This window comes from Streptomyces sp. NPDC037288 (assembly GCF_055603265.1).
This window is the reverse complement of sequence record NZ_JBVJVY010000002.1, coordinates 265,797-278,514: the sequence shown is the minus strand read 5'-3', so window position 1 is coordinate 278,514 and position 12,718 is coordinate 265,797. Positions and strand designations below refer to the sequence as shown.

The 12,718-nt window shown below is 74.1% G+C and carries 10 protein-coding genes; 9 read left to right on the top strand and 1 reads right to left on the bottom strand.

Going from position 1 to position 12,718, the window contains the following annotated elements:
* Positions 1-42: 42 nt before the first annotated feature.
* Positions 43-645 carry a MarR family winged helix-turn-helix transcriptional regulator gene (locus tag ACZ7GZ_RS03590; RefSeq protein ID WP_471020642.1) on the bottom strand — a complete coding sequence of 201 codons (603 nt, stop codon included), beginning with the start codon at positions 643-645 and terminating at the stop codon, positions 43-45.
* Between the two features lie 150 nt (positions 646-795).
* On the opposite strand from ACZ7GZ_RS03590, the gene ACZ7GZ_RS03585 reads away from it, so the two are divergent.
* The 9 genes from ACZ7GZ_RS03585 (at position 796) to ACZ7GZ_RS03545 (ending at position 12,717) form a co-directional block, all read left to right on the top strand.
* Positions 796-1,044 (top strand): hypothetical protein, encoded by a 249-nt coding sequence (locus ACZ7GZ_RS03585; protein WP_471020641.1) that lies wholly within the window; start codon positions 796-798, stop codon positions 1,042-1,044.
* A gap of 225 nt (positions 1,045-1,269) precedes the next feature.
* On the top strand, positions 1,270-3,138 hold the full coding sequence (locus tag ACZ7GZ_RS03580; RefSeq protein ID WP_471020639.1) for a chloride channel protein: 1,869 nt from the start codon (positions 1,270-1,272) through the stop codon (positions 3,136-3,138).
* Positions 3,139-3,316: 178 nt separating this feature from the next.
* Positions 3,317-6,970 carry a nitrate reductase subunit alpha gene (locus tag ACZ7GZ_RS03575; protein WP_471020778.1) on the top strand — a complete coding sequence of 1,218 codons (3,654 nt, stop codon included), beginning with the start codon at positions 3,317-3,319 and terminating at the stop codon, positions 6,968-6,970.
* A gap of 1 nt (position 6,971) precedes the next feature.
* Positions 6,972-8,636, top strand: a complete 1,665-nt coding sequence (gene narH, locus ACZ7GZ_RS03570) for a nitrate reductase subunit beta (protein ID WP_471020638.1) — start codon at positions 6,972-6,974, stop codon at positions 8,634-8,636.
* Positions 8,633-9,229, top strand: coding sequence for a nitrate reductase molybdenum cofactor assembly chaperone (gene narJ, locus ACZ7GZ_RS03565; protein WP_471020637.1), 597 nt, complete (start codon positions 8,633-8,635; stop codon positions 9,227-9,229). The genes narH and narJ overlap by 4 nt, the downstream gene beginning before the upstream one ends.
* Positions 9,229-9,942 carry a respiratory nitrate reductase subunit gamma gene (narI, locus tag ACZ7GZ_RS03560; protein WP_471020635.1) on the top strand — a complete coding sequence of 238 codons (714 nt, stop codon included), beginning with the start codon at positions 9,229-9,231 and terminating at the stop codon, positions 9,940-9,942. The genes narJ and narI overlap by 1 nt, the downstream gene beginning before the upstream one ends.
* A gap of 91 nt (positions 9,943-10,033) precedes the next feature.
* The gene (locus ACZ7GZ_RS03555; RefSeq protein ID WP_471020634.1) at positions 10,034-10,735 is read left to right on the top strand and encodes a B3/B4 domain-containing protein; all 702 of its coding nucleotides are present in this window, start codon (positions 10,034-10,036) and stop codon (positions 10,733-10,735) included.
* A gap of 26 nt (positions 10,736-10,761) precedes the next feature.
* Positions 10,762-12,546, top strand: a complete 1,785-nt coding sequence (locus ACZ7GZ_RS03550) for an aminotransferase-like domain-containing protein (protein WP_471020632.1) — start codon at positions 10,762-10,764, stop codon at positions 12,544-12,546.
* Between the two features lie 45 nt (positions 12,547-12,591).
* Entirely contained in the window at positions 12,592-12,717 is a 126-nt protein-coding gene (locus ACZ7GZ_RS03545; protein WP_471020631.1) for a hypothetical protein, read from the top strand.
* The last annotated feature ends 1 nt before the right edge of the window (position 12,718 follow it).

Below are 12,718 nucleotides of genomic sequence, written 5' to 3'. Positions count from 1 at the left end.
GCCGGGCACCGGGCACCGGGCACGCGCCGGGATCCCCGGCCGCTACGGCGCCGGGTTCAGCGGGTCGTCGACCACGCCCGCGAGACGGCCGGCCTGCGCGGAGGGCGCGAGACCGGGATCGAGGTCGCCGGCGGCGGCTGTCAGCGCGGTGAGCGCCGGGACCAGACCGGCGCGCTCCTGGGCGGGCAGACGTTCCACCAGCGCCCGGATCTCCGCGCGGCGATGGCTCAGCACCCGGTCCACGAGTTCCTCCCCGACGGAGGTCAGCCGCAGGACGACCTCACGGCGGTTGTCCGGGTTGACCCGCCGGTCGGTGAGGTCCAGGGCCTCCAGGCGCTCGACCATGCGCAGCGCGGTGGACGGCGTGACGCCCAGGGTGGCGGCCATGGCGGCGAGTTTGATCGGGCCGCAGGTGCGCAGGGCGACCAGGGAGCGCAGCTGGGGCAGGGTCAGCGGCACGTCGACCGAGGCGAGGGCGCGGGCGGAGAGGGCGACGACCAGCCGGGAGGCCGCCATCACCGCACGGGTGACCGCCTCGGCCTCCCGGTCGAGCGCCTCCTCGGCCCGCCCCACCCCGTCCGGCGCCCTCTCCGGCACGCTCGTCTGTCCCCGTGCCTGTTCCGGGCCGCCGTCCTGGTGGGCCATGGGCTCCTCGTTCCCCTTCTCCTGTCCGCATCTCCTGTCCGCGATGCGGACATGGCCCGTCACCCAAGGTGACCATTGCAGACTGCAATGATAAGCTGCGGGCAACCGGGCCGAGCGGGCGCGACGGCTCCGGTGCCGAGGGTGATGACGATGAGATCCGAGCCGATACACGAAGCCTATTCCTTCGTGTGCCTGCGCTGCGGGCACGCCTGGGAGGGTGCCTACGACATCCGGCACGTCCGGGACGCCGGAGGGCACCTGCGCGCCGAGTACCGCGTCGCGGGCGGCCTCGCGGTCCCCTCGCCGCTCACGGCGAACACCTGCCGGGTGTGCGGCGGGCGCAGGATGCGCATCCTGCGCCCCGGACGGGTCGACTCCGCGCGCCCCACGCCCGGCTGAGGGCACCGGCCGCACGTCTTCTCCTCACGGGCAGCGCCGCCCGAACCCGCCGCCTCTCACCTGATCCGGTCACACCTGCCCCACAGCCCTGCCCGGGCCGGGGCCAGGGCCGCCCAGGGCGAGGACCCGGACCGCCGGGACCGCCCGGCAATACCCCTGCCCCATGTCCCCTGCCGCCGTACCCGCCACACCGCCACACCCGCCCCGCACCCACCCGGAGCCACCATGCCGCCACAGCCGCTGACGACGTCCGCCAGGCCCCACGCCCCCACCCGCCCGCTGCCCGCCCTCAAGATCCCGCACCTGGGTGACTTCCACGTTCCGCCGCGCGTCGTCGTGATCACGGCGCTGGCCGTCCCCGTCGGCGCCGTCGCCGCGCTCGTGGCCGCCGGGCTGCTGAAGCTGATCGCCCTGATCACCAACCTCGCCTTCCTCGGCCGTCTCGCCTTCGGCCCCGCCGTCCCCGCGGACACCCCGCACCGCTGGCTGCTGGCCGTGATGCCGGTGGCGGGCGGACTGGTCATCGGGGTGATGGCCCGCTACGGCTCGGAGAAGATACGCGGCCACGGGATGCCCGAGGCCATCGAGTCGATCCTCGTGGGCGGCAGCCGGGTGCAGCCGCGCGTCGCCGTGCTGAAGCCCACGTCGGCCGCGATATCCATCGGCACCGGCGGGCCGTTCGGCGCGGAGGGCCCGATCATCATGACCGGGGGAGCCGTCGGCTCCCTGCTGGCCCAGTTCCTCAAGGTCACCACCGACGAGCGCAAGGCGCTGCTGGTGGCGGGGTCCGCCGCCGGCATGGCCGCGACCTTCAACGCGCCGCTCGCCTCCATCCTGCTCGCGGTGGAGCTGCTGCTCTTCGAGTGGCGGCCCCGCTCCTACCTCCCGGTCGCCGTCGCCGCCGTGACCGCCACCCTCGTGCGCGGACCGCTGCTGGGCACCGACCCGCTGTTCGGCGGCGCGCACGTGCCCGACCGCATCGCCCTGCCCTCGTACGGCCTGTGTGTGGTCGCGGGGGCGGCGGCCGGTCTGCTCGCACTGGGCGCCACCTCCCTCGTCTACCTCTCCGAGGACCTCTTCTCGCGGCTGCGCCTCCACTGGATGTGGTGGCCCGCGATCGGCGGCGCGATCATCGGGGCGGGCGGCCTGATCGAACCGCGCGCCCTGGGCGTCGGCTACGACGTCATCGGCGCGCTGCTGACCGGGCACGCCACGGTCGGGCTGATCGTCGGCGTCCTGGTGGTGAAGACCCTGGTCTGGGGCCTGTCGCTGGGTTCGGGCACCTCCGGCGGCGTCCTCGCGCCCATGTTCATGGTCGGCGGCGCGCTGGGCGCGGCCGAGGCCCTGGTCTTCCCGCACGTCAGCCCCGGCTTCTGGGCCCTGGTCTCGCTGGCCGGGGTGCTCGGCGGGGTCATGCGCTCCCCGCTCACCGGCATCGTCTTCTGCCTGGAACTCACCCACGAGGTCAACGCCCTGATCCCGATGGTGATCACCGCGTCGGCCGCCTACCTGCTGTCGGTGGTCCTGCTGAAGCGGTCGGTACTCACCGAGAAGCTCGCGCGGCGCGGCCTGCACCTGAGCCGCGAGTACTCCGTCGACCCGCTGGAGGTGCACCTCGTCCGCCAGCTGGAGACGCCCGCGGGGGTCACCTTCGCCGCCGACCGCCCGGCCGGCGAGGTCACCGCCCTGCTGCGCGCCGCGCACGAGGCGGGCGATCCCGAGGGGCTGCTCGCCCAGCGGCTGTACCCGGTGCTGGACGCGGACGGCGGGCTGACCGGCGTCCTCACGCGCGGCGCTCTGGTGCACGCCGACCCCGCCGACGCCACTCCGCTCGGCGAGCTGGCCCGGCCGGCGGTCACCGCACATCCCGACGAGACCCTGCGGACGCTCGCCAACCGCATGGCACAGCACGAGGTCACCCGGCTGCTGGTGGTCACCCGCGAGCCGCACCCGCGCGTCGAGGGCGTCATCAGCCTGCGGCACCTGCTGACCGCGCGCCGCATCGACCTGCACGAGGAGCACCACGCGGAGCGCGTCCTTGACCTGCGGGCCCGGCGGACCCCGGCCCCCGCGCCCGCGCCCGCCGCGAGCTGAAGATGAGGGGACCAACTATTGCAAAAGACAAGAAAAACTCCCGTCTAAGCACCATCAACAGTCCGTAGTCACTCGACTCCGGAGCGCATCCACGCCGCAAGCTGGGGAAGTGGAACGTCCGGCTTCGGAAGGAGTGACCTCGGTGGGACGGCGCGGTGCCCGGCGGGAAGCGGAACGGATGGCGGCTTACGCCGCCGACCAGCTGCTGCGGGCCGGCGGGATACTGCGGCGGACCGCGACCACACCGGATATGAGGGCGGTCTTCCGCACCGACCAGGGCGTCAACGACGCACCGTACCGGGAGCGTTGGGCACACGACCGGGTCGTGCGCTCCACGCACGGCGTGAACTGCACCGGATCGTGCTCGTGGAAGGTGTACGTCAAGGACGGTCTGATCACCTGGGAGACCCAGGAGACGGACTATCCCTCGACCGGACCCGACCGGCCCGAGTACGAGCCGCGCGGCTGCCCGCGCGGCGCCTCGTTCTCCTGGTACACCTACTCCCCCACCCGGGTCAGGTACCCCCATGTCCGGGGCGTACTGCTGGAGTTGTACCGCGAGGCCCGCACCCGGCTCGGCGATCCGGTCGCCGCCTGGGCCGAGGTCACCGGGGACCCGGTGAAGCGGCGGCGCTACCAGTCGGCGCGGGGCAAGGGCGGTCTGGTGCGTGTGGGCTGGCCGGAGGCGCTGGAGATCGCGGCGGCCGCGCACGTCCACAACATCGCCGCCCACGGCCCCGACCGTATCGCCGGGTTCTCCCCGATCCCGGCGATGTCGATGGCCTCGCACGCGGTCGGCGCGCGGTTCATGTCCCTGATCGGCGCGCCGATGCTGTCCTTCTACGACTGGTACGCCGACCTGCCCATCGCCTCACCGCAGGTCTTCGGCGACCAGACGGACGTACCGGAGTCCGGGGACTGGTGGGACGCCGCGTATCTCGTGCTGTGGGGTTCCAATGTGCCGGTGACCCGGACCCCGGACGCACACTGGATGACCGAGGCCCGCTACCGGGGGCAGAAGGTCGTCGTGGTGTCCCCGGACTACTCGGACGCGGCCAAGTTCGGCGACGAGTGGCTGCACCCGCACCCGGGCACCGACGGCGCGCTGGCGATGGCCCTGGGCCATGTGATCCTCACCGAGTTCTTCGTCCGCCGGCAGGTGCCGTACTTCACCGACTACGTGCGCCGCTTCACCGACCTGCCGTTCCTGGTCGAACTCGACGAGCGGGACGGGGAGTTCGTGCCCGGCAAGTTCGTCACGGCGGCCACGCTCGGGCTCGCCGGCGAGGACGGGGAGGACGAGGAGGAGGCCGCCTGGAAGCCGGTGCTGCTCGACGCGGCCTCCGGCCGTCCGGTCGTCCCGAACGGCACACTGGGCGACCGCTGGTCCAAGCGCGGCGAGGGCCGCTGGAACCTGGACCTGGGCACACTCGAACCCCGACTCACCCTGTACGGGCCCGAGTCGAGGTCCGTGCGCGTCCTGCTGCCGCGTTTCGACGGGCAGCCGCCCTCGGTGCGCGGGGTGCCGGTGCGCGAGCTGGCCGGACGGCGGGTCACGACCGTGTTCGACCTGCTCCTCGCCCAGTACGGCGTCGGCCGCGCGGGCCTGCCCGGCACCTGGGCCAGGGACTACACGGACCCCGCGCAGCCGTACACGCCCGCCTGGCAGGAGGCGATCACCTCGGTGCCGGCCACTGCGGTGGAGCGCCTGGCGCGGGAGTTCGCGCGCACGGCGGAGCGGAGCCGGGGCCGCTGCATGATCGTGATGGGTGCGGGCACCAACCACTGGTTCCACTCCGACACCGTCTACCGCGCCTTTCTCACCCTGCTGCTGCTCACCGGCTGCCAGGGCGTCAACGGCGGCGGCTGGGCGCACTACGTGGGCCAGGAGAAGGTACGGCCGTACGCCGGCTGGCAGCAGCTGCAGTCGGCCGCGGACTGGGTACGGCCGTCGCGGCAGATGGCGGGGACTCCCTACTGGTATCTGCACACCGACCAGTGGCGGTACGACCCGCACCGCGCCGACGCCCTGGCCTCGCCCACCGGGAAGGGCCTGTTCGCCGGGCGCCACACGGCCGACCTGGTGGCGCAGTCCGTGCGGCTCGGCTGGATGCCCGGCGCGCCCGCCTTCTCGGCCAACCCCCTCGACCTCGGCCGCGCCGTGCGGGAGAGCGGACACGAGCCGGACGAGTGGGTGGCCGCCCGACTCGGCGACGGAGAGCTGACGTTCGCCTGCGAGGACCCGGACGACCCCGCCAACTGGCCGCGTGTGCTGACGGTCTGGCGGGCGAACCTGATCGGCTCCTCCGCCAAGGGCAACGAGTTCTTCCTGCGGCATCTGCTCGGCGCGAGCGACAACGCACAGGCCGAGGAGGCGCCGCCCGAGGCCCGGCCGCGGGACCTCGTCTGGCACGAACAGGCGCCGCGCGGCAAGCTCGACCTGCTGCTCGCGCTGGACTTCCGGATGACCTCGACGACGCTGATGGCCGACCTGGTGCTGCCGGCCGCCACCTGGTACGAGAAGCACGATCTGTCCAGCACCGACATGCACCCCTACGTACACGCGTTCTCGCCCGCGATCAGCCCGCCGTGGGAGGCCCGCACCGACTTCGAGATCTTCCACGCGCTGGCCGCCGCGTTCAGCGAGCTCGCCGCGGGCCGGCTGGACACGGCGTACGACCTGGTCGCCACCCCGCAAGCGCACGACACCCCGGGCGAGACGGCCCAGCCCGGCGGCGTCGTCCATGACTGGCGGGAGGGCGGGGCTCCTCAACCCGGCCGCAACCTCCCGGACTTCACCCTCGTCGAGCGCGACTACACGGCCGTCGCCGACCAGCTCGCCGCCCTCGGACCGCTCGCCGAGGAACACGGGATGACCGTCAAAGGTGTCACGGTACGGCCGGCCGCTGAGGCGCGCTGGCTGGCCGCCCGCTGCGGCACCGCCCGCTCCGGTCCCGCACACGGGCGTCCGCTGCTGGACACCGACGTCAAGCTGTGCGAGGCGGTCCTCGCGCTGTCCGGGACGACCAACGGGCGGCTGGCCGCAGAGGGTTTCGAGCGGCTGGCCGAACGCTGCGGCCACGGCAGCGGGTTCGCGGCGCTCGCCGAGGCGGTCCGCGAACGGCGCGTGGTCTTCTCCGACACCCAGGACCGCCCCGTCCAGGTCGGCACGAGTTACGAGTGGTCCGGCAAGGAGGCGCCCGACCGGCGCTACTCGCCCTTCACGGTCAACACCGAACACCGCAAGCCCTGGCACACCCTGACTGGGCGTCAGCACTTCTACCTCGACCACGACTGGATGGCCGAGCTGGGCGAGCAACTGCCGGTCTACCGGCCCCCCTTGGACCTGTCCCCCGCCCTCGGCGCCGGTGAACGGGAGGTGGACGTCCGCTATCTCACCCCGCACTCCAAATGGTCGATCCACTCCGAGTACCAGGAGAACCTGCTCATGCAGACCCTGGCCCGCGGCGGCCCGGTGATCTGGATGAGCGTCACCGACGCGCAGGCGATCGGCGCGGCCGACAACGACTGGGTGGAGGCGGTCAACCCGAACGGGGTGGTGGTGGCCCGCGCGGTCGTCTCGCACCGGATGCCACCCGGCACGGTGTTCATGTACCACGTGCAGGAGCGCCTGGTGAACGTGCCGCGCTCCGAGGCCACGGGCCGGCGCGGCGGCGTCCACAACGCGCTGACCCGCGTCCTGCTCAAACCCACCCACCTCATCGGCGGCTACGGCCAGTTGTCGTTCGCCCCCAACTACTACGGTCCCACCGGCAACCAGCGCGACGCCCGTACCGTGATCCGCCGCCGCGCGCAGGAGGTGCAGTACTGACATGCGCTGTATGGCACAGGTCGCGATGGTCATGAACCTCGACAAGTGCATCGGCTGCCACACCTGCTCGGTCACCTGCAAGCAGACCTGGACCAACCGCAGGGGCACCGAGTACGCGTGGTTCAACAACGTCGAGACCCGCCCGGGGCAGGGCTACCCGAAGCGGCACGAGGACCAGGAGAAGTGGCGGGGCGGCTGGCGGCTGGACGCCCGGGGCCGGCTGGTCCCGCGCGCCGGGGGCCGCGCCCGCCGCCTGGCCCGCCTCTTCGCCAACCCCGAACTCCCCTCCCTGGGCGACTACTACGAGCCCTGGACCTACGACTACGACACCCTGATCTCCGCCCCGCTCGGCGACGACCTGCCCACGGCCCGCCCCCGCTCACTGGTCGACGGCCGCCCCACGGCCGTCACCGGCGGACCCAACTGGGACGACGACCTGGGCGGCGGCCCGGACCACCTCGCCGGCGACCCGGTGCTCCGGCAACTGAACGAGCAGGTGCGGCTCGACTACGAGCAGGCGTTCATGTTCCATCTGCCGCGCATCTGCGAGCACTGCCTCAACCCGACATGCGTGGCCGTGTGTCCGTCCGGGGCGCTGTACAAGCGGATCGAGGACGGCATCGTCCTGGTCGACCAGGACCGGTGCCGGGGCTGGCGGATGTGCGTGAGCGGATGCCCGTACAAGAAGGTGTACTTCAACCACGCCACCGGCAAGGCCGAGAAGTGCACCCTGTGCTATCCGCGCATCGAGGCGGGTGAGCCGACCGTGTGCGCGGAGACCTGTGTGGGCCGGCTGCGCTATCTCGGGGTCATGCTGTACGACGCCGACAAGGTGGGCGAGGCCGCGGCCGTACCCGACGAACGCGACCTGTACGAGGCCCAGTTGGGCTGTTTCCTCGACCCGTACGACCCGGCGGTGGCACGGGCCGCGGAGGAGGCGGGCATCCCCCACGACTGGGTCACGGCAGCCCGCCGCTCCCCGGTGCGGGACCTGATCACCACCTACCGGATCGCGCTGCCGCTGCACCCCGAGTACCGCACCATGCCGATGGTCTGGTACGTGCCGCCGCTCTCCCCCGTCGTCGACGCGCTCACCCGCAGCGGCCACGACGGCGAGGACCCGGCGGCCCTGTTCGGCGCGATCGACAGCCTGCGCATCCCTCTCGGTTATCTCGCCGGGCTGTTCACCGCCGGGGACTCCGCTCCCGTGGAGGCGGCCCTGTGCCGGCTCGCCGCGATGCGCGCCCACATGCGGCGCGTGAACCTCGGCGAGGAACGCGACCCGGCGATCGCGCGGGGCGTGGGCATGACCGGGTCCGGTCTGGAGGCGATGTACCGGCTGCTCGCCCTCGCCAAGTACGAGGAGCGGTACGTCGTCCCCACCACCTATGTCGCCGGTGCGGGCGGAAACGGACCGACGGCCGCGGGCTGCAGCCTGGAACGGGCCGGCGGGCCGGGGATGTACGAGGCGGAGTCCTTTCACGGGGGACTCGTGGCGGCCGGGCCGGGTACGGACGGGGGCACGGGCTCGCGCCGCGGGAGGAGCGGGGGCAGTGGTTCCGGCGGGGGCGGGGACCTCTTGCGGGGACGGGTGAACCTGCTGCTGTGGAACGGCCGGGGCCGTCCCGCGGGGCTGTTCCCCGAGCGCGGGGGTGAGGCGCGGTGAGGCAGGTGCACCGGGTGGTGTACCAGGCCGCCGCCCTGCTCCTCGACTACCCCGGTGAGGACTGGCCGGAGCGCCGGGCCCGGGTCAGCGGGGTGCTGGCGGCCGTACCGGGCCCCGAGACGAGGCCCCTGCTGGCCTTCTGCCGGGCCACGGCCGACGTCCCGCTGCTCGACCTCGGAGCCCGTTACGTCACCACCTTCGACCGCAGCCGCCGCCGCACCCTGCACCTGACCCACTACACCGACGGCGACACCCGCCGCCGGGGTGCCTCCCTCGCCGCGCTCAAGGCCCGCTACCGCCGCCACGGCTGGGAGCCGGCCGCCGGGGAACTGCCCGACTACCTGCCCGCCGTCCTGGAGTTCGCGGCGCGCTGCCCCGTACCGGGCCGGGCCGTGCTGCGGGAGCACTGCGGCGCCCTCGACCTGCTCGCCCGGGGCCTCGACGCCCACCGCAGCCCCTACCTGGACGTGGTCCGCGCCGTACGCGCCACCCTGCCGGCCACGCCACCGGCGCCCGTTCCCGCACCAGACCGCCCGCTGCCGGTGCCGTACCCGCTGCCGTACGCCCCGGGCGACGAAGGAGTCCGCCGCTGATGACGCAGACGCATCTGCAGATCGCGTTGTGGGGCGTACTGCCCTACCTCGCCCTGGCCGTGCTGGTCGCCGGCACGGCCTGGCGCTACCGGTACGACCGCTTCGGCTTCACCACCCGCTCCAGCCAGCTCCACGAGTCCCGGCTGCTGCGGATCGGCGGACCGCTGTTCCACTACGCCCTGTTCCTCGTCGCCGGCGGCCATGTGACGGGTCTGCTGGTCCCGGAGTCGCTGACCCGGCGGCTGCGGATCAGCGAGGCCCAGTACCACGCGGTCGCGCTGGCCATGGGCGGGGCGGCGGGCCTCGCGGCCGCCGCGGGGCTCGGCCTGCTGCTGTACCGCAGGCTGCGGGTGTCCGCCGTACGCCGGGCGAGCGGCCGCAGCGACCGCCTGGCCCTGCCGCTGCTGGCGCTCGTCCTGCTCGCCGGCCTGACCGCCACCGCCTCCTCGGTGACCAACCCCTACGACTACCGGCTCGGGGTGTCCGTCTGGTTCCGCAGTCTGTTCGCCCTCGACCCGGACGTCGGCGCGATGGCGCACGCACCGCTCGTCTACCGGTGCCACGCGCTGCTCGCCCTGGCCCTGTTCGCGCTGTGGCCGTTCAGCCGCCTGGTGCACGCGTTCGCCGTCCCGCTCGGCTACGTCGTCCGCCCGTACGTCGTCTACCGCTCCCGGGGCGGCACGGGCACCCGGCGCACGGCTATGGACCGGTAGGACGCACCGGGTTTGGCTCTGGTGACCGGACCACGACCCCGGCAGGGTGGTGCTCCCGGCCACGAGGAGCGACCCCGAGGAGACCCTCACCATGCGATTCCGGCACGCGGACACCCTTTGGGCCACGTTCCCCGAACTGGCCTCCGGCGCGCTGTACGCCACCGGCGTCGACGCCGCTGCGGACACCGGCCCGCGCGCCGCCGCGTACACCGCCCGCGCCCTGGCCCGGCTGGCCGGCGCCACCGAGGGCGAGTTTCCCGAAGTACTGGCCTGGCGGCGGACGTTCACCCGGCTGGGAGTGAAGCCGACGCAGTACCGGTCCGCCTCCGAGTCGCTGCTGCGGCGGCTGCGCAAGGAGGGGACGCTGCCGCGCATCCACCCGCTGGTCGACCTGTGCAACGCGCTGTCGGTGGCGTACGCCGTCCCGGTGGCGGTGCTCGACGTCGACCGGATCGCCGAGCCGCTGCTGGAGGTGCGGCCGGCCGTCGGCGACGAGACGTACACGGCGTTCGGCGGGGGCGTCGAGCGGCCCGCGCCCGGCGAGGTGACGTTCGTCGACTCCGCGGGACGGGCGCACGCCCGGCGCTGGACCCACCGGCAGAGCGGCCACTCGGCGGTCGGGGAGCACACCCGCCGGGTGCTGGTGGTGGCGGAGGCCATGCACGACGGCGGCGCGCAGATCGTGCCCGAGCTGCTGAAGACGGTGCAGGAGGAGGTGGCGGCGCACTGGGGCGCGGTCACCGGGACGGCCGTGCTCACCCGGGCCGCGCCGGACTTCGTCTTCGGCGACTGAGCCGGCGGCATGGCAGCATCGGCAGGATGAACGAGGGGACATACGTGCCCGCCACCGGCGAACTCCCGGGCCGGGGCTCGGACTTCCTGCAACTGGCGGCCGGTGACGTGCCCGCCGGCGGGAAGGCGGAGTGGCTGGCGGGCCGGCTGCGGCAGGCGATAGCGGACGGCCGGCTGGCGGTGGGCAGCAGACTGCCGCCCACCCGGGTACTGGCCGCCGAACTCCACGTCTCCCGCGGGGTGATCACCGAGGCGTACCGCCGCCTCGCCGAGGACGGTCACCTGGAGGGCCGCCGCCGCGGGGGCACGGTGGTGGTCGCGGCCCCGTTCGCTCCGGCGCCGTTCGCCGGGGCGCGGGGCGTCTTGGGGGGCGGGGCTCCGGAGGACGGGGAGCCGGCGAAGGACCCGGCGCACACCGCGGCGGGCGGACCCCTGCCCGGCACGTCCGCGACACCGCCCCTCCGCCCGTCCGCGGCACCGGACACCGGCGCACCCGGAACCGCATCCCCCGGCCCCACCGGCACCGGCCCCCATCCCACGTCGCCCCACCCCGCGTCCGGGACGACGACACCGCCCTCGCGCGGCCCCGGCCACCCGCCCTCCCGCGCGCGGAGCGCCCCTCGCACTCCCCGGGCCCCGCACTCCAGCGCGGGCCACCGCGGCCCCACCCCGCCGACGCCGTTCTCCCGCGCCCCCGAGGCCGATGCCTTCGACGCGCTGCGGGCGGCCCCGGCCGTCGTCGACCTCACCCCCGGGCGGCCGGACCTCGCCACCTTCCCGCGCACCGCCTGGCTGCGGGCCGAGCGCGCCGTCCTGTCGGACCTGTCCGCCGAGCACCTCGGCTACGGCGACCCCCGGGGCGCCCCCGCGCTGCGGCGGTCCGTCGCCGGCTGGCTCGCGCGGATGCGGGGCGTGCGGGTGGAGCCGGACGAGGTGCTGATCGTCGCGGGCACCGCCCAGGCGCTCACGCTGCTGCACCAGGTGCTGCGGGCGGACGGCGTCGACGCCGTCGCGGTGGAGGACCCGGGCTCGCTCGGGACCCGTCAGCATCTGCGCAACGGGGGCCTCGGCACCCCTCCGGTGCCGGTGGACGAGAACGGGGTCCGGGTGGACGCGTTGCGCGCGAGCGGCGCCCCGGCGGTGCTGCTCACGCCGGCCCACCAGTTCCCGACGGGGGTGGTGACCAGCGGCGAGCGCCGGCGCGAGCTGTTGGGCTGGGCGCGGGACGGCGGGCTGATCCTGGAGGACGACTACGACGCGGAGCACCGCTACGACCGCCCGCCGGTCCCCGCGCTGCGGGCACTGCTGGCCGACCGGGTGTGCTACATGGGCAGCGTGTCCAAGCTGCTCGCCCCGGCGCTGCGCATCGGCTGGCTGGTGGCCCCGCCCCGCCATCGCGCGGGCCTGGTCGACGCCAAGCGGTTCAACGACCTGGGCAATCCGGTGCTGCCGCAGCTGGTGCTCGCCCGGCTGATGGACTCCGGTGAACTGGAGCGGCGGCTGCGGCTGGTGCGGCGCCGGCACCGCGACCGCCGTGACGCGATGATCGCCGCCCTCGCCGAGCATCTGCCCGGCGGGACCGTGCACGGCGCCTCGGCCGGCCTGCATCTGACGGTCACGTACGCGGCGGACGTTCCCGACACCGAAGTGGCCGCCGCCGCGCTGGCACGGGGCGTGAAGTGCCAACCGCTGTCCTGGCACCGGCAGTTGCCCGGCCCGCCCGGACTCGTCCTCGGGTACGCGGCCACCGCGCCGGGAGCCATCGCCGAGGGCGTGGCCCTGCTCGGCAGAACCCTGCGCGACCTGTCCTGACCGGACGGACCCCCTCAGCGCCTGATCCGGACCGGCGACCGCCCTGTGGATCTCAAGCCGGCGAAAAGGAGACCTGACGGCGGCGGCCAGCTGTACGAGGCCGACCTGGCCGAGGGCACCAACCGCGTCGTGACCAGCCTGTCCGGGGACCCCTGGAGCCCGGACCCGTGAC